This is a genomic window from Microbispora sp. H10885, from assembly GCF_014161415.1.
Lineage (GTDB): Bacteria > Actinomycetota > Actinomycetes > Streptosporangiales > Streptosporangiaceae > Microbispora > Microbispora triticiradicis.
Genome location: NZ_JABBWY010000003.1, coordinates 401,831 through 419,827 on the forward strand (window position 1 = coordinate 401,831; position 17,997 = coordinate 419,827).

The following is a 17,997-nucleotide window of genomic DNA, read 5'->3' on the forward strand; positions in this document are numbered from 1 at the left end:
TTTCATTATGCGAGCCCGGTCGATTCTGCGAAGTACACCTTCGGCCACCTCCATGGTTCACTTGCCGCCGTCCCCGGGCGCGGGGACGCTTACGAAAGCCGAGGCGTCCCGTGCGCGTCATGCGGACCGTGAAGGAGGATTCAGGGCGTGGAGCGCCGGATGATCGTGTGCGACCTCGACGGGACGCTGCTGGACTCCCACGGCCTGGTCTCGGAACGCACCCGCCTGGCGGTGCGCCGCCTGCACGGCGCGGGGCACGTGTTCGTCATCGCGACGGCGCGGCCGGTGCGGGACACCCGGCACGTGGCCATGGCCCTCGGCGGCACGCCGATCGCGATCTGCGGGAACGGCTCCATCACCTTCGACTTCGTCCGGGACGAGGTGGTCGCCTTCCGCCCTCTGACCGAGGCGCATGTCGTGGAGGCGCTGGCGGTTCTGCGCGATCGGTTCCCCGGAGTCCGCCTGGGGGCGGAGTGCCGGCTGGAGCTGGTCCTGGAGGAGTCGTTCTACGTGCCTCCGGCCCTGTCGTGGACCGCGCGGCGGGTGCCACGCCTGGAGGAGGCACTCGACCGGCGCGCCGTCGGCAAACTCATGGTGCAGCTGGACGGGACCGCCCGCCACTACTACGAAAGCGTGCGCGGACTGCTCGGCGGCTGCGAGGTCACGATCTCGGCGGACGTGTTCTGCGAGGTGATGCGCGCCGGTGTCACCAAGGCGGCCGCCCTGGAACTGATGGCGGGGAGCCTCGGTTTCGCCTTCGGCGACGTGATCGCCTTCGGCGACATGCCGAACGACCTTCCCATGCTGACCTGGGCGGGCACGGCGGTAGCCGTCGCGAACGCGCATCCGGCGGTGCTCGCCTCGGCCGACGAGGTGACCGCGTCCAACGACGACGACGGCGTCGCCAAGTGGCTGGAACGCCTGACCGGATAACCGGCGCGCCCCCGGGCGCTGCTTTTCGCAGTCGCGGATTGGCACCGTACCACCGGCTGGTGCGAGGTCACACCGGTTCCGCGATGGAACGGCGGGGGGCGCGGGGGACCGTGGGGCCGTACCCGAGTCGCATGATCATCTGGATGTGCCCGCGCCGGTGGCGGGGATCGCTGCGATGACGCATGTCGCGCAGGTCGAGCGGCTGGTTGAGGAACGAGGCCGAGACCCCGTGGAGGGTCGCGGTCAGCAGCAGGCGTTGCAACGCCTGGCCGGCGCGCAGCCAGTCGACGGGGCGGTCGCCCGCGGTGGTGAGCACCGCCAGCCGCGGACTGGCCTCGAAGTGGACCGGCCCGCGCTCCCCGTGCTGTCCGAAGTCGCGGACCGGCGCCGGGTCGTCGGCGCAGCGAGGCCCCTGTGCGTAGGACGGCAGGCCGTCGTGGCGGTTTCCGCCCGTCGTCCACGCTCGCAGCTCGGCCCGGTAGTCGCTGTCCTTGGACAGCTCGTCGTCGGCGACGGCGACGCACTCCAGGAGGTCCGCCGAGGCACGCGGATCTGGCAGGACCAGGCCGGCTCCCTCGGCGGCGGCCGCGCGGCGCAGGTCGGCGAGCACGTACCGGGACAGCGGGCGCTCGCCGAACGGCTCCCGGTTGGTCCGGCGCACGCCGATGGAGTCGTACAGTTCCCGAGTCCGCGAGGAGGCGGGGCCGCCCGGCGACACCCGGACGGCGGCCAGGAGCCGGGGTTCCGCCGCGGTGTTCGGCAGCCAGATCACCGGCCGGTGACCGGCCGTCCGCAGGGCGAGCCGGAGGTTGAAGAGGGCGGCGCCACAGCTTACGTGCAGTGAGCGCCCGCGGGGGTCGCTGACCCGGAGCCGCCGGTCGGGGTCGGCCAGCAGCTCGGCGAACTCGCTCCGGACCGCTCTGAGCCGCCAGGGCTGGGTGTTGAGCACCGAGGGCGCCTGTCCGGTGGCGGCGACCAGCCGCCGGACGGCGAGGTCGGTGGCGAAGGGAGGCATCATGGCGCACCTTCTCGTGGAGTCCGCGACGCGTTCACGCGCCCCGGGTGGAGGAACTTCTCCGCTCGTGACCACCACAACCGCTTGGCCACGCCGCCAGTCTTTTCGCCGTGCCGGTCCGGCGGCAGGGCCCGAGGGGCCGGCAGACGGGGACTTCCGTCGCCGGATGGAGGGACTGATCACTCTTGCCAGGCAGGGGCGGCGCCCGGAAGACCGCCCGGCGACGCCGAAAAACGATGACCTTGGTCCTGGGGGACGGGGTCCTTGTGCGGCGGCGCGGAAGCGGTTCCCGCAGAAGGATGAGGGTGACAAGCCGTCCGCCCAAGCCCCATGAGGTGATCGAGATGACCGACTCCCCGACCGGAGACGCGCTGCCCGCCGAGGTGCACGCCGCGATCGACACGCTCGTGACCGGTGCGCTGAAGGCACTGACGGAGTACGAGTCCTTCACCCAGGAGCAGGTCGACCACATCGTCAAGAAGGCGTCCGTCGCCGCGCTGGACCGGCACGCGGCGCTCGCCCGCCTGGCGGTCGAGGAGACCGGCCGCGGCCTGTTCGAGGACAAGGCGGTCAAGAACATCTTCGCCTGCGAGCACGTGACCCACAGCATGGCCGGCCTCAAGACGGTCGGCGTCGTCTCCCGCGACGAGATCGACGGCATCGTCGAGCTCGCCGATCCGGTCGGGGTGGTCTGCGGCGTCACGCCGGTCACCAACCCGACCTCGACCACGATCTTCAAGGCGCTGCTGGCGCTGAAGACCCGCAACCCCATCGTGTTCGCGTTCCATCCGGCGGCCCAGCGCTGCAGCGCCGAGGCGGCGAGGATCGTCCGCGACGCCGCCGTCGCGGCCGGCGCGCCCGAGCACTGCGTCCAGTGGATCGAGGAGCCCTCGCTGGAGGCGACCGGCGCGCTGATGCGGCACGAGGGCGTGTCGGTCATCCTCGCCACCGGCGGGAACGCCATGGTCAGGGCCGCGTACTCGGCGGGCAAGCCGGCCCTGGGCGTCGGGGCGGGCAACGTCCCCGCCTACATCGAGCGGACGGCCAAGCTGCGCCGGGCCGTCCACGACGTCGTGCTGTCCAAGACGTTCGACAACGGCATGATCTGCGCCTCCGAGCAGGCCGTCATCGTCGACGACGAGATCCACGACGCGGCGCTGGCGGAGTTCGCCCGGCTCCACGCGTACGTCGCGACTCCGGAGGAGAAGGCGAAGCTGGAGGAGTTCGTGTTCGGGGTCACGGCACACGGCGCCTCCTGCTCCGAGGTGCGGCTCAACCCCGACGTGGTGGGGCGGTCTCCGCACTGGATCGCCGAGCGGGCCGGTTTCGCCGTGCCGCCGGACACCTCCCTGATCCTCGTCCCGGTGCGGGAAGTCGGCCCGAGCGAGCCGCTGACCAGGGAGAAGCTGTGCCCGGTGCTCGCCCTGTTGCGGGCCCGCAGCCGGGAGGAGGGCCTGGTCCTCGCCGAGCGCATGGTCGAGTTCGACGGCCTCGGGCACAGCGCCGTCATCCACACCGAGGACGCCGCGCTCGCCGAGAGGTACGGCACCAGGGTCAAGGCGGTGCGGGTCATCTGGAACGCCCCCGCCTCCCAGGGCGGCATCGGCGACATGTACAACGCGTTCCTGCCGTCGCTGACCCTGGGCTGCGGCAGCTACGGGCACAACTCGGTGTCGAACAACGTCTCCGCGGTCAACCTGGTCAACATCAAGCGGATCGGGCGGCGCAACAACAACATGCAGTGGTTCAAGGTCCCGGCGAAGATCTACTTCGAGCCGAACGCGATCCGCTACCTGGCGGACATGCCGGACGTGCACCGCGTCACGATCGTGACCGACGCCGTGATGACCCGCCTGGGGTACGTCGACCAGGTCGTCGACGTGCTGCGGCGGCGCGGCGAGCGGGTGGCCCTGCAGATCATCGACGACGTCGAGCCCGAGCCGAGCGTGGCGACCGTCGACAAGGGCGCCGACGTCATGCGCGCGTTCCGGCCGGACACCATCGTCGCCCTCGGCGGCGGCTCGGTGATGGACGCGGCCAAGGTCATGTGGCTGCGGTACGAGCACCCCGAGGTCGTCTTCGCGGACATGAAGGAGAAGTTCTTCGACGTCCGCAAGCGTGCGTTCCGATTCCCGGCCCTGGGTGAGCTCGCCCGCCTCGTGTGCGTGCCGACCACCTCGGGCACGGGCGCGGAGGTCACGCCGTTCGCCGTGATCACCGACACCGCGACCGGCAAGAAGTATCCGCTGGCCGACTACGCGCTCACCCCGAGCGTCGCGATCGTGGACCCGGTCCTCGCCGCCGACCTGCCCCGGGTGGTCACCGCCGACAGCGGCTTCGACGCCCTCACCCACGCCGTCGAGGCGTACGTGTCGGTGTACGCCAGCGACTTCACCGACGGCCCCGCTCTGCACGCCATCAGGCTCATCTTCCGTTACCTGGAGCGCGCGGTGACCCGCGGCGCGGCCGACCCGGAGGCCAGGGAGAAGATGCACAACGCCGGCACGATCGCCGGAATGGCCTTCGGCAACGCCTTCCTCGGGATCGTGCACGCCATGTCCCACACGCTCGGCGCCACGTTCCACGTGGCCCACGGGCGCACGAACGCCGTCCTGCTGCCGCACGTCATCCGCTACAACGGCACCGTCCCGTCGAAGCTGTCGGGCTGGCCCAAGTACGAGGACTACCGCGCCCCCGAGCGGTTCCAGGAGATCGCCCAGACGCTGGGCCTGCCCGCGGCCACCCCGGCCGAGGGGGTCGAGTCGCTCGCCGCGGCGGTCGAGCGCCTGCGCGACGCGGTCGGGATCGAGCGGTCGTTCCGGGACATCGGCGTCGACGAGAAGGCGTTCCTCGACGCGCTCCCGCAGCAGGCGCTCAACGCGTACGAGGACCAGTGCGCGCCGGCCAACCCCCGGATGCCGATGCTGGAGGACATGCAGGCGCTGATGCGCGCCGCCTACTACGGGTCCTCCCCGGAGTAGGCACCCGTGATGCGGTGCCGCACCCCGGTCCCCGCGCCCGCCGCCCTCGGGCGAGGTGAGGGTGAGGGCGCCGCCGAGTCGTTCGGCGCGGTCGGCGAGGTTGCGCAGGCCGCTGCGGCGGCCCTCGGCCGGGATGCCGACGCCGTTGTCCTCCACCACGAGGATCAGCCGGCCGTCCCCGGCGTGGACGACGAAGTCGGCCCGGGTGGCCCTGGCGTGACGGACGAGGTTCGACACGGCTTCGCGCAGGACGGCGAGCAGGTGCTCGGCCGCCTGCGCAGGCACCCGGCTGTCGAGATGGCCCTCCAGGCTCAGGCCGGGCATGAAGCCCAGGTGCCCGCGGGCGCTCTCGACCAGGTCGACGACCTGGGCCCGCAGGCTGGGAGAGCTGTCCTCGCGCGGCGTCTGCAGGGCGAAGATGGTCGAGCGGATCTGCCGGATGGTGGTGTCCAGTTCGTCGATGGCGCTCTGCAGCCGGGAGGAGGCCTCGGGGCGTTCGACCAGCCGCACCGTGCTCATCAGGGTCATCGCGACGGCGAACAGCCGCTGGATGACCACGTCGTGCAGGTCCTTGGCGATGCGGTCGCGGTCTTCGAGCACGCCGAGCCGCTCGGCGTCCCTGCGGGCCTCGGCCAGCTCCAGCGCGACGGCCGCCTGCCCGGCGAATGCGTGCAGCGTGCGCAGCTCCGACCGGCTGAACGGCATCCGTCCCGCGCGTTTGACCAGAGCGAGCACTCCGCGTGCGGTCCCGGCCGCGCCCAGCGGCACGGCCGCCGTGGGTCCCACCGACGGGTTGTCGGCCCAGACGAGACGCACCTGGTCGTGGTCGAGATCGTCCAACGCCAGAGGTTCCCCGCTCAGGAACGCCCGGCCGGCGAGCGAGCCCTGGACCGCGACCTCGTCGTCGGCGAGCCGGGCACCCGGCCCGTCCTCGATCGGCCCGACATCGCGCAGCACGTCGCGGGCCCTCTCGGGAAGCAGGATCGCCACGGCGTCGGCGTCGGCCATCTCGCGGGCCCGCCGGGCGATCAGGGTGAGGACCTCCTGCGGCTCGCCGCCCGACAGCAGCCGGGTGGTGATGTCCGAGGACGCCTGCAGCCAGGTGCCACGATGCGACGCAGCACCGTCTCCAGGTCCAGGTCGCTGCCGATCGACACGACCGCCTCCAGCAGCGCGTGCACCCGATCCCGGGTGGCCGGCACCGCCTCCAGACGGCTCTGCAGTTCGGCCAGAAGATCGTCCAGACGCATGTTGGGATCAGCGAAGTGGGCTCCCTTCTCCGTCATGGTGCGAAGTTTCGCATCGCGGACATGCCGGTGCCCACCCCCGCGAGCGGGGGTGGGCACCGGAGCCGGTCGTGAGATCAGGCCTCGTCTACTTGAGGATCGGGAAGCGGCGGACCAGGGGGGTGGCGGCCCAGATCCTGCCGAGCCCGAAGGTGGTGCCGGCTCCGCCCAGGGCGAGGCCCGCGAGGACGATGGCGTAGACGATGTGCTCGTCCATGAAGGGGTTGGTGGTCAGCGGGAGTTCGGCGGCCCACATCATCAGCAGGAGGAGCCCGCCGGTGGTGGCGGCGATGCGCATGCCCACGCCGAGGACGAGGGCGGCGCCGATGCCGGCGAGGCCGGTCATGAACAGCCAGTCGACCCAGGCCTGGCCGGCGAGGGTCCCGAACAGGCCGCCGAAGGTCCTGTCGGCGGTGCCCTTCAGGAAGCCGGTGGTCGGGCTGCCGCCGTTGATCCACGCCTTGGCGGCGGGGGTGGCGAAGCCCCAGCCGAACAGCTTGTCGAGGAAGGCCCACAGGAACACCCAGCCGATCGCGATCCGGGCGGCGGCCCACACGTACCGCACCGGGCCGGCGCCGGTGGGGATCGTCTCGCCGTGCGCGCGGGGAGCGGGGACCGTGGCGGGGGGAGCGGCGGGGTGGAGGTTGTGGTTTCTCCGGTTGCGCCCTTCGGTGATGGCCATGACCGGCCCCTTTCAACGTGTTCGCGTCTTCTCTCTTCTCAACACCTCAAGGAAACCGCGATCACGGCCTGTGCCGCAGGAGCCGTACGGCACGCTTCGGTGGTCTTGAAGTCCCGCGCTCATGGGACTTTCGGCCCAAGCGGTGCGGACGACGTGTCGTCGCGATCGCCGGGCCCTATGACTGGCGGGGGCGGGTCCTGGGCCCCTACCCGCCCGGGTCGTCCCGGAGGAAGCCTGCGGCGGCACGCCACGGCGCTGTCCGGACGGCCGGTGTGGCTGTTCAGCAGCGGGCCGCTCGACCGGTCCGCGGACGAGGCGGAGATCCCGCCGGTTCCCCAGGCGGCCCGGGCGTCGGCCGCTCTCGGCGCGCCGGGGCCCGACAGGTCGCCGAGCATGTGGCGGCCCCGCGGGGAACGGGGGTCTGACAGACTCCTCGCATCACGAGATCGACGGTGGCAGGACGCGATCGCCTGCGGCCTGAGGAGCAGTGCGTGAGCGGGTGGCCGGAAGCGCGCCGGGCGGCACCCCGCCGGTCAGACGCTGGTGACGCCGTGGGCGGCGAACTGGGCGTGTACGCGATCGAGCAGGGCGTGGTCCGGGGGTTCGACGTCGGCCAGGGGGAACGTGAGCCCGAGCCGGGTGTACTTGCCGGCGGCCATGCGGTGGAAGGGCAGCACGTCGACCCGTTCGACGTTGCCGAGCGTCGCGACGAACCGGGCGAGGCCGTCCACGTTGTCCTCTCCGTCGGTGAGGCCGGGAACCAGGACGAACCGCACCCAGACCGGGCGGCCCAGGTCGGCCAGCCGGCGGGCGAAGCGCAGGGTCGGCTCCAGGCTCGCCCCGGTCAGCCGCCGGTAGCCCCGCGGGTCGTACGACTTGATGTCGAGCAGCACGAGGTCGGTGTCGGCGAGCAGCGCGTCGCTCGCGCGGTCGCCGAGGAAGCCCGAGGTGTCCAGCGCGGTGTGCAGGCCGCTCTCGTGGCAGCGGCGCAGCAGTTCTCCGGTGAAGCGAGGCTGCAGCAGCGGTTCGCCGCCGCTGAGCGTCACCCCGCCGCCGGCGACGGAGATGAACCGGCGGTAGCGGTCCACCTCGGTCATGACCTCGTCCACCGTGACCCGGCGGCCGTCGCGCATGCGCCAGGTCTCGGGGTTGTGGCAGTACAGGCAGCGCAGCGGGCACCCGCAGGTGAACACCACGAAGCGGGTGCCGGGACCGTCCACCCCGATCGACAGATCCCACGACTCGATGACGCCGGAGCCCGCCGCCGGCTCCGCCTGGCACAGCTCGGCTGCTGCGTCCTGGCGGAGCCAGGCAATGGACTCGTGGCGGAGCCGGGCAATGGGCTCGTGGCGGAGCCGGGCAATGGGCTCGTGGCGGAGCCGGGCGGCGGAGTCGTCCAGCGGCTTCTCCGGCATCACAGCCGTCCGTGGAAGGTGCGGTCGATCACGTCCTGCTGCTGCTCGCGGGTGAGCCGGACGAAGTTCACGGCGTAGCCGGAGACCCGGATCGTGAGCTGGGGGTACTTCTCGGGGTGGTCCATCGCGTCGACCAGCGTGGCCCGGTCGAGCACGTTGACGTTCATGTGGAAGCCGCCCGCGTCGAAGTAGCCGTCGAGCACGCCCACCAGGTCGGCGACCCGGTCCTCCACCGTGCGGCCCAGCCCTTCGGGGGTGACGGTGCTGGTCAGCGAGATGCCGTCCTGCGCCTGGTCGTAGGGGAGCTTGGCCACCGACAGCGCCGAGGCGACCAGGCCGTGCCGGTCGCGGCCGTTCATCGGGTTGGCGCCGGGGGCGAACGGCGTGCCGGCCCTGCGCCCGTCGGGGGTGTTGCCGGTGTGCTTGCCGTAGACCACGTTGGAGGTGATGGTGAGCACCGACTGGGTGTGCTCGGCGTCCCGGTAGGCCGGGTGGCGGCGGATCTTCTCCATGAACGCCCGCACCAGGTCCGCCGCGATGGCGTCGGCGCGGTCGTCGTTGTTGCCGTACGCCGGGTAGTCGCCCTCCACCACGTAGTCCACGGCCAGCCCGGTCACGTCGCGGAGCACGCGGACCTTCGCGTGCCTGATGGCCGACAGGCTGTCGGCGGCCACCGACAGGCCCGCGATGCCGCAGGCGAGCGTGCGCCTGACGGGATAGTCGTGCAGCGCCATCTCGATGCGCTCGTAGGCGTACTTGTCGTGCATGTAGTGGATGACGTTCAGGGCGTTCACGTACGTCTTCGCCAGCCAGTCCATCATCCGGTCGAACGCCGCCGCGACCTCCTCGTAGTCGAGCACGTCGCCGGTCAGCGCGGGGTAGGCGGGGCCGACCTGCTCGCCGCTGATCTCGTCCCGGCCGCCGTTGATCGCGTACAGCAGGGTCTTGGCGAGGTTGACGCGGGCGCCGAAGAACTGCATCTGCCTGCCCACGGGTGCGGCCGAGACGCAGCAGGCGATGGCGGTGTCGTCGCCGTACCTGGGCCGCATCAGCTCGTCGCTCTCGTACTGGATCGAGCTCGTCTCGATGGACAGGCGGGCGCAGAAGCGCTTGAACGGCTCCGGCAGGCGCGGCGACCAGAAGACGGTCAGGTTCGGCTCCGGCGCCGGGCCGAGGTTGCGCAGCGTCTGCAGGTAGCGGTAGCTGGTGCGGGTGACCAGAGGCCTGCCGTCGGAGCCGATGCCGCCGATCGACTCGGTGACCCAGGTCGGGTCGCCGGAGAAGAGCTGGTCGTACTCCGGGGTGCGCAGGAAGCGGACGATGCGCAGCTTGATCACGAAGTCGTCGACGAGCTCCTGGGCCTCCTGCTCGGTGAGCCATCCCTCGGCGAGGTCCCGCTCCAGGTAGACGTCCACGAAGGTGGAGGTGCGGCCGAGGGACATCGCCGCGCCGTTCTGCTCCTTGACGGCGGCGAGGTAGGCGAAGTACAGCCACTGGATCGCCTCGTGGGCCGTCGCGGCGGGGTGGGAGATGTCGTGGCCGTAGGAGGCGGCCATGGTCTTCAGCTCGCCCAGCGCGCGGATCTGCTCGGCCAGTTCCTCCCGGTCGCGGACGACCGCGTCGGTGGAGAACTCTCCGTCGAGCGAGTGCAGCTCGGCCCGTTTGGCCTCGACCAGCCGGTCCACGCCGTAGAGGGCGACGCGCCGGTAGTCGCCGATGATGCGCCCGCGGCCGTACGCGTCGGGCAGGCCGGTGATGACCCCGGCGCGGCGGGCCGCCCGGATCTCGGGGGTGTAGGCGTCGAAGACGCCGTCGTTGTGAGTCTTGCGATACCTGGTGAAGATCTCCTTCACCTGGGGGGCGAGCGTGTACCCGTACGCGGCGAGGCCGTTCTCCACCATCCGCAGCCCGCCCGCCGGCATGATGGCCCGCTTCAGCGGGGCGTCGGTCTGCAGGCCGACGATCAGCTCACGGCCGCAGTCGATGTAGCCGGGCCGATGCGAGGTGATGGAGGAAGGCGTGGCGGTGTCCACGTCGTAGACTCCGCGCCGCCGCTCCTCGGGGAACAGGCCCGACACCTCCGCCCACACCGCGCGGGTCCGCTCGGTTGGGCCTGCCAGGAACGACTCGTCGCCTTCGTACGGCGTGTAGTTGGCCTGGATGAAGTCGCGCACGTCGACCCGCTCACGCCAGGCCGTGCCGCGGAAACCGCGCCACGCGCCGTGCGCGGCCGCCTCCTGCCCGGCTCCATGCGGCCCGGCTCCATGCCGCCTGGCCCCACGCTCGCTGGTCCCATGCTCCCTGGGCTGTGTGACCGTCATCGCCGGCCCCTCTCGTCGGTGTCCGCTCTCACTGTCGTCCCTGGGGCCGTCCTCCTCGCCGAGCGGAGGTCACCGATCACGAGGACCAAAGTCATCCGCGCGACAGGTCGGCCATCGGCGGTCCCGTGTAACTTTCAGCCGAACCGGTGATCGCGCGGGGACGCCGCACACCCCGTGGGCGGCATCGGGACGGTGCCGTGCCGGGCGACCCGCCGTGTGCCGCCGGCCCGTCCGTTGACGCCCGAACCACGACGTGCGTACGGTCCGGCTGCGAACCCGAAGTCACTATGAAGGAAACCGTTTGTCGGGCTCACCACGAGCGGCGATGCGGCGAATGTGGCACGTGGAATGCGTGAAGGTTCTCGTTCCCCGGTCAGTCGCCCCGCCATCGGCAACCAGTCGGAAACCGGTATCTCGGCAACTTCGCGCCCCGCCCCAGCGGCTCCCGCCCAGGCTCTCCTCTCCAACCCACCACCGCTTCAGAGGACACACATGCGACTCTTCTCCCTTCGATCGGGGACGGCGCTGGCCGCCGTCGTCTGTGCCGGGGCCACCGCCCTCACCCTCGCGCCGGCCGCCCAGGCGGCGGCCGGCTGCCAGGTCACCTACACGATCAGCAGCGAGTGGCCGGGTGGTTTCGGCGCGAGCGTCAGCGTCGACAACATCGGTGACCCGATCAGCGGCTGGAAGCTGACCTGGTCGTTCGGCGCCGGGCAGACCATCTCCCAGCTGTGGAACGGCAGCTACACCCAGTCGGGCGCGCAGGTGACCGTCACCGACGCCGGTTACAACGCCTCCATCCCCACCGGCGGCTCGGCCGGCTTCGGCTTCAACGCGTCCTGGAACGGCTCCAACCCCGTTCCCGTGAACTTCGCCCTCAACGGCACCCCCTGCACCGGCGCCGTCAGCAGCCCGTCGGCGAGCCCCACCCAGTCGCCCGACACGAGTCCGAGCGCGTCCCCGTCACAGAGCCCGTCGCAGAGCCCCTCATCAAGCCCTTCACCGAGCCCGTCACCGAGCCCCTCCGGTAGCACGCCCCCGTCGAACCCCGTGGGGAAGGTGCTCACCGTGGCCGTCGGCTCCCCGTTCCGGCCGGTGACCCATGTCGCGACCGGCGGTCTGTACGGACTGGCGGAGAACGGCAAGCCCGCGGACTCGACCCTGTTGCCGCTGAAGGTCAACTCGCTGACGCAGCCGGCCCCGGGTGTGGGCCAGCGGCCCAACGGCCAGCCGCCCGGCGGAGACTCGCTGCTGGTGGCGCCGCAGGCCACCCGGGTCGGCGCGGGGGAGTACATCCGGATGCCGGACATCTACCCCAACTTCCCGTACAAGTGGGTGAGCTGGAACGACTGGCTGGCCAAGGTGGACACGATGGTCCGCGCGCGGCTGAACGCGACCTCGGTGACCAACATTCTCGGCTGGGAGCTGTGGAACGAGCCGGACTGGACGTGGAACACCTCCGCCGCCGGGGCGTTCAACGACGGCTGGTCCCGCACCTACCGGGCGGTTCGGGCGCTGGACACCGCGACGCCGATCGTGGGGCCGAGCATCTCCTACTACAACCGCTCGTGGTTGTCGTCGTTCCTCAGCAGCGCCAAGGCGGCCGGCACGCTGCCGGACATCATCTGCTGGCATGAGCTGGGCAGCCCCAACAACATCGCCGCCAACATCGCCGACTATCGCGCGCTGGAGTCGTCGCTGGGCATCAGCCCCCGGCGGATCTCGATCAACGAGTACGCCGCGACGAGCGAGGTGGACGTCCCCGGCCGGATCGCCAGCTACGTGGCCAAGTTCGAGCGGGCCGGGGTCGAGTCGGCGCACCGGGCGTTCTGGTACGAGTACGGCACCATGAACGGGCTGGTGACCAACAACACCCAGCCCACCGGGACCTGGTGGCTCTACAAGTGGTACGGCGACATGGCCGGCCGGATGGTCACCACCACCCCGCCGAACCAGACCGGGCTGGACGGCTTCGCCTCCTACGACGGCACCCGCAAGATCGTGAACGTGGTCCTGGGCAACGAGGCCGGCACCAACACGGTCCGGCTGACGGGCATCGGCGCGCTCGGCCCCTCCGTCCAGGTGACGGTGGAGTCCACGCACACGCAGAGCCGCTTCACCGCGGCCCCGGCGGCCACCTCCGTCTCCAGTGCCGTCTATCGGGTGACCGGCGACCAGCTGCTGGTGATCGTGCCGAACATGGCCGCCTCCGACGGGTACCACGTGGTCGTCCAGCCGGCCAGCGGGGTGCCGTCGTACCAGCAGCGGTACGAGGCGGAGGACGCCTCGGTCTTCCGTGCGCAGCGGCTGACCGCCTCCAGCGCGTCCGAGGGCGGCTACGTGGGCCGCATCGACAACGCCACGAGCGCGCACACCACCGACAGCTACGTCGACTTCGTGGTGAACGTGCCGGCCGCCCGCAGCTACACGATGACCATCGGCTACGCCAACGGCGGCGGCGCCACCGCCACCCAGGGCCTGGCCGTGAACGGCGGATCGTGGGGCGCCGTCAGCTACCCGGCCACCTCCGGCTGGGGCCAGTTCGGCGCGACCACCGGCACCACGGTCGCCCTCAAGGCGGGATACAACGTGATCCGCCTGGCCAAGGGCTCGCCCGGGTTCTCCGGTGGCACCGGCAACGCCGAACTGGACTACATCCAGCTCACCTGAGCCACACCGGCACACCTGACCGCCCGCGCCGGCAGCACGCCGGCGCGGGCGGTCGCCGCCGTCAGGGAATCGGCGGGCCACGGAAACGAGGGAGGGGAAAGCCAGAGAAGCGGAAAGCAGGGAAAACAATTTCCGGCACGCTGCCGATGTCCTTCTGGTGGTCATCGACACCATGTTTCCGGCGCGTTATCCGCACTCCATCGCGCTATACAGTGAATCGCGGCAACGTCCAGCGGAAACTGGAGGAAACGTGGGGAGACCGGAGCGTCACGCCACCATCGCCGACGTCGCGGCACTGGCCGGGGTGTCGGTGGGCACGGCCTCCAAAGCGCTCAACGGGCGCGGATCGCTGCGCGAGGAGACCCGGACGCGGGTGCGCGAGGCCGCCCGGCAGCTCAGCTTCCAGGCCAACGCCGGCGCGCGGAGCCTGCACTCGGGCCGCACCTACACCGTCGGCATGATCACCACGGACACCATCGGCCGGTTCAGCATCCCGGTCCTGATGGGAGCCGAGGACGCGCTCGGCGCCGGCGAAATGTCGATCTTCCTCTGCGACGGCCGGGACGACCCCATCCGTGAGCAGTACTACGTCAAGACCCTTCTCAGCCGCCGGGTCGACGGGATCATCGTGACCGGCCGCCGCACCGAGGCGCGCATGTCCATCGGCCGGGACCTGCCCGTCCCCGTGGTGTACGCCTTCATCAGCTCCTCCGACCCCCAGGACTGCTCGGTGGTTCCCGACGAGGAGAGCGGAGCGCGCAAGGCGGTCGAGCACCTGCTGGCGGTCGGGCGCACCCGGATCGCCCACGTCACCGGGCCGGAGCACCACAACTCCGCGCGGGTGCGCGCGGCGGCCGCGCTCGACCGGCTGGCGGGCGAAGGGCTCGACCTGGTCGCGCCGTCGCTGTTCGGCGGCTGGAGCGAGGCGTGGGGCCGGCAGGCCGTCGGCATCCTGCTGGCGGGCCGGACGGAGTTCGACGCGGTCTTCTGCGGCAGCGACCAGATCGCCCGCGGCGTGGGCGACGCGCTGCGGGCCGCCGGGCGGCGGGTCCCGCAGGACGTCGCGCTCGTCGGCTTCGACAACTGGGACGTGATGACCGAGGGCGCTCAGCCACCGCTGACCAGCGTCGACATGGACCTCGAAGGGCTCGGCCGGTCGGCGGCCGAGAGGCTGCTGGCCGCCATCAACGGCACCGCCTCTCCCGGCCGGCACCCGCACCCCTGCCGGCTCGTGGTGCGCGGGTCGACCATCGTTCCGCCCGCGTGACCGGGACAGGCCCCGGCGGCGCGGTCAGTGCGATGTCGTGGGCGCCGCGTAGAGGGTGCGGGCGACGCCGACGCGGTTGGAGACGCCGAGTTTGGCGAAGATCCGCGACAGGTGCATCTCCACGGTCTTCTGGGTCACGTAGAGCCGGTCGGCGATCTCCCGGTTCTTCAGCCCCTCGCTGACCAGCCGGGCGATCTGCCGTTCGCGTGCGGTGAGGGTGGCGGCGCCCGGCCGGTCGGCGCTCGGCCGGTCGGCGACGGGCGGGCCGGAAGCGCCCGGCGGGTCGGCGGCGGCTGATTCGATCACCGGCGTGGTCGGGTCCGCAGTCGTGCCGGCGGTGACGCCGGTCGTGACGCCGACGGTGATGCCGGTCGTGATGCCGGCGGCCAGGTCGGCGGAGAGCGTCCGCCGCGTGGCCGCGCCGAAGGGCACGGCCTGCTCCGGGCCTCCGGGGGACGCCTTCGCGGCCGCCGCGACCTCGGGGTCGCCCGCGGCCTGCCTGGCCTCCGCGACCATCTCGGCGGCGAGTGCCCCGGGCCAGCCCTGGTCCACCGGCGTGCCGTACGCGGCCAGGTGGCCTCGCAGGGCGTCGAGATCGCCCGTGCGGGCCGCGACGAGACAGCGCGCCGCCAGCACGGAGGAGTGAAGCGCGGCGCTGCCGGACAGCCAGGCCGCCCGCCCGGCCTCGTCGGCGCTCTCCTCCGCCGTCGTGAGCCGGTCGGCGGCGCACAGCGCCGCGACGCGTGCCACCAGCGCGTGGCATACGACCGCGTGCCTGCCGGCCGACCTGCCGGCGGCCACGGCACGATCGAGATGCCGCACCGCCTCGTGCGGGCGTTCGAGGACGAGCGCGGCCCAGCCGATCCAGAGCGGCGCGTCCGGGAGGGCCGCGAGCTGCTCGTCGGTGAGGACGTCGAGGTCCGCGGCGGCCCGGGAGAAATCGCCGGATCCATCCGCGGTCGGTGAGCCGGAGAGGACCGCCGAAACGGCGAGCATCCCGCGTGCCGCGCAGCCGAGCAGGCGCAGGCCGAGCCGATCGGCGATGTGGACGGCCTGCGCGGCGTCGGCGCACGCCGCGCCGGGGGACCCGCTCGACACTTCGAGTCGGGCCCGTTCGAACGACAGCACCGCGCGATCGGCCTCGGCCGGGGCGTGCGCCAGTTCGGCACGCAGCAAGGCGCGCGCCTCGCCGGACCGGCCCAAATCGTGCAGCAGGCGGGCCTGGCCGGCGGCCACCGCGGCGCGCCGGCCGCCCGTGCCCGGCGGAATCAGCCGCAGGGCCTCGGCCAGGGCGTCGCAGCCCTGCCGCAACTGGCCGGCCGCCTCACAGGCTCTGCCGAGTGCCAGCAGCAGGCCGGTGCGGACGTCGGTGTGCTCGTCATCGCCGTCCGGTCCGGTCCCGTCGTACGGCAGCAGTTCGAGCGCCGCCCGCCGCCACTGAGCCGCCTGTCGCGGACGCGCGGTCTCGACCTCGTCGGCGGCTGCGGCGAGCAGCGCGACCGCGGCGCGGTCGCCCGGCGCGGCGACCCGCGTGAGATGCGGCGCCGTCCCGACGGCGGACGCCCGGCCGCCGGACGGAGACTGTGCGGCCCGCGCGTGGGCGCCGAGCCGCCAGCCGGGGCTCACGTTGTGGTAGACCGCACGGCGGACCAGGGGGTGCCGGAACCCGAACCGTCCGGTCCCCGCCACGAGGCGGATGAGGTCGTGGGAGGCGATCTCGTCGATCGCCGAATAGGCGTCCTGCTCGCCGACCTCGGCGACCGCCGCCACCGACGGCACGGTGAGCGGGTCGCCGAGCACCGCGCACGCGGCGACGACCAGCCTCCCCACGGCAGAGAGGCGGGCGACCTCGGCGGCCATCGCCGAGGCGAACCACGGCGGAACGGGGGCGATGTCGGCCTCGTCGATTCCGGGCGGGCCCTGCTCCAGCACGTCGGCCAGAGCCCGGAGGTAGCCGGGGTTGCCCTCGCTCGCGCGGTACAGCTCCCCGCGCGCGTGCGCGGGTGTGTCCTCACCCATCAGGGCCCCGGCATGGCTTTCGGCCAGAGTCTCCAGGTGGAGCCGGGTGACCTCGCGTGCCGTGTCGACGGTGGCGCGCAGCCGCGGGGACACCTGCCGGTGCCGATGCGCGAAGGCGAGGAGGACGGGGGCGCGGGGCGGCGTGCACATCAGCCGGCACACCACGTCGACGGTGCCCGCGTCGGCGTGCTGCAGATCGTCGAGGACGAGGACGACCGGCAGGGACGAGGCGAGGTCCTCCAGCAGCACGCGGACGGCGTGCGCCGCGCGGTAGGGCGCCGCGATGTCCGGCGGCGACGGCGCGGAGGCGTCCGCCGCCAGCGAGGGGAAGACGGCCGCCAGCACGTCCCGCTGCGCCGCCGGCAGCCGGTCGAGCCGTTCGCCGCCGGTGACGGGGAGCCGGCCGTCCAGCGCGTCGACGATCGCCCCGAACGGCAGGTCGCCGTCCACCGGCTGCGGCCGGCCGTTGAACGCGTCGATGCCCGCGACTCGTGCGACGCGCGTCACCTCGGCGAGTAACGCGGTCTTGCCCGTTCCGGGGTCTCCGCTGATTTCGAGGAAAGCCGGGCGGCCCTGCGACAAGCCCTGGACCGCGGCCTCGATCTCGCGGCGTTGCGACTCCCGTCCGATAAGCGGGCTGACCGGCCGGTGCGGATCCGTGGCCGCGGCGACCGGTGCGCCGTCAAAGGCCGGATACCGCCGCGGCGGCACACTCATATCCTTCACCCCATGGCCTCGCACTTTTGTCGGACCCTGATCGGAATGCGCGTGGATCGATATTCGGGCATGGCTGCGGAACAACCGGCGGTAATGCGAATGAAAATCGTGGGAGCGCTCCCATGATTTTCGCAAGCTCGTCGCTCTCTGTCAGCGTCTCCCGGCTGGCAGCACGTGTCCTGGCAGGATGTTGTCAGGTTCCGTCCATCCCGGACAGAGCGCCGAAACCATCGGTGCTTTCTGCGTCGGGAGCCACGGACCAGGGTGTCGATCGAGGCGGCCCATGGCACGCCTGGCCGGGCGGACCCGGCGGGAATCCATGTGATGCCGAATTACGGGCGGAAGAAATGCGGGCCGGCCCGCCGTCACCACTTTCCGAAAATGGCGCCGCTTCACACGTTTGCGCACGCTGTGTGAGCGTGCGACGACTTCCTGTCGGAGACCGGTCGCCGGGATGCCGACGGCCACGGTTGCCAAACCAGATGGCAACCGTGGTCGCCGGGACGGGTTGGCGGACCGGCTTTAATATGACGATGCCTGGCAGGCCGCCGGGGAGCGCCGGGCCGCATATCTGCCAAGTGACGCGGTTCGGCGATATGCGGTGTACGAGGTAGGTGGCATGTGAATTCGCAGACTTGCCGCAACAGTGTGCTGCAGGGTTTCGGTTTGGATATGGCCAGCGAGTCGGTTT

At 71.9% G+C, this 17,997-nt stretch carries 10 protein-coding genes and 1 pseudogene; 4 read left to right on the plus strand and 7 right to left on the minus strand.

The annotated features are described in order from the left end of the window. Positions 1-147: 147 nt before the first annotated feature. The gene (locus HHX37_RS10345) at positions 148-933 is read left to right on the plus strand and encodes an HAD family hydrolase (RefSeq protein WP_138462478.1); all 786 of its coding nucleotides are present in this window, start codon (positions 148-150) and stop codon (positions 931-933) included. Positions 934-1,000: 67 nt separating this feature from the next. Here HHX37_RS10345 and HHX37_RS10350 read toward each other — a convergent pair whose 3' ends face one another. Further along, entirely contained in the window at positions 1,001-1,951 is a 951-nt protein-coding gene (locus HHX37_RS10350; protein ID WP_182885262.1) for an Acg family FMN-binding oxidoreductase, read from the minus strand. A gap of 341 nt (positions 1,952-2,292) precedes the next feature. On the opposite strand from HHX37_RS10350, the gene adhE reads away from it, so the two are divergent. Continuing rightward, a complete protein-coding gene (adhE, locus tag HHX37_RS10355) occupies positions 2,293-4,929 on the plus strand; it encodes a bifunctional acetaldehyde-CoA/alcohol dehydrogenase (protein ID WP_182885263.1) in 2,637 nt (878 codons plus the stop codon). Between the two features lie 96 nt (positions 4,930-5,025). Here adhE and HHX37_RS38160 read toward each other — a convergent pair. The 5 genes and pseudogenes from HHX37_RS38160 to pflB form a co-directional block, all read right to left on the minus strand. Further along, positions 5,026-5,937 (minus strand): annotated as a pseudogene (locus HHX37_RS38160) (GAF domain-containing sensor histidine kinase); the annotation flags it as partial. Positions 5,938-5,957: 20 nt separating this feature from the next. Continuing rightward, positions 5,958-6,215 (minus strand): hypothetical protein, encoded by a 258-nt coding sequence (locus HHX37_RS36505; RefSeq protein ID WP_259406343.1) that lies wholly within the window; start codon positions 6,213-6,215, stop codon positions 5,958-5,960. An 88-nt stretch (positions 6,216-6,303) separates the two neighbouring features. After that, the gene (locus HHX37_RS10365; RefSeq protein WP_182885264.1) at positions 6,304-6,897 is read right to left on the minus strand and encodes a hypothetical protein; all 594 of its coding nucleotides are present in this window, start codon (positions 6,895-6,897) and stop codon (positions 6,304-6,306) included. Positions 6,898-7,430: 533 nt separating this feature from the next. Continuing rightward, positions 7,431-8,312 (minus strand): pyruvate formate-lyase-activating protein, encoded by an 882-nt coding sequence (gene pflA, locus HHX37_RS10370; protein ID WP_182885265.1) that lies wholly within the window; start codon positions 8,310-8,312, stop codon positions 7,431-7,433. Then, entirely contained in the window at positions 8,312-10,633 is a 2,322-nt protein-coding gene (gene pflB, locus HHX37_RS10375; protein WP_182885266.1) for a formate C-acetyltransferase, read from the minus strand. Before pflB ends, pflA begins: the two co-directional genes overlap by 1 nt. Positions 10,634-11,125: 492 nt before the next feature. On the opposite strand from pflB, the gene HHX37_RS10385 reads away from it, so the two are divergent. Together HHX37_RS10385 and HHX37_RS10390 are read left to right on the plus strand one after the other, a co-directional pair. Continuing rightward, complete coding sequence (locus HHX37_RS10385) at positions 11,126-13,303, plus strand: cellulose binding domain-containing protein (RefSeq protein WP_220502752.1); 2,178 nt, start codon at positions 11,126-11,128, stop codon at positions 13,301-13,303. A gap of 250 nt (positions 13,304-13,553) precedes the next feature. Further along, on the plus strand, positions 13,554-14,570 hold the full coding sequence (locus tag HHX37_RS10390; RefSeq protein WP_310740325.1) for a LacI family DNA-binding transcriptional regulator: 1,017 nt from the start codon (positions 13,554-13,556) through the stop codon (positions 14,568-14,570). A 24-nt stretch (positions 14,571-14,594) separates the two neighbouring features. Here the strand turns inward: HHX37_RS10390 and HHX37_RS10395 are convergent, their stop codons facing one another. Beyond that, positions 14,595-17,306 carry a helix-turn-helix transcriptional regulator gene (locus HHX37_RS10395; RefSeq protein WP_182885267.1) on the minus strand — a complete coding sequence of 904 codons (2,712 nt, stop codon included), beginning with the start codon at positions 17,304-17,306 and terminating at the stop codon, positions 14,595-14,597. Between the last annotated feature and the right edge of the window lie 691 nt (positions 17,307-17,997).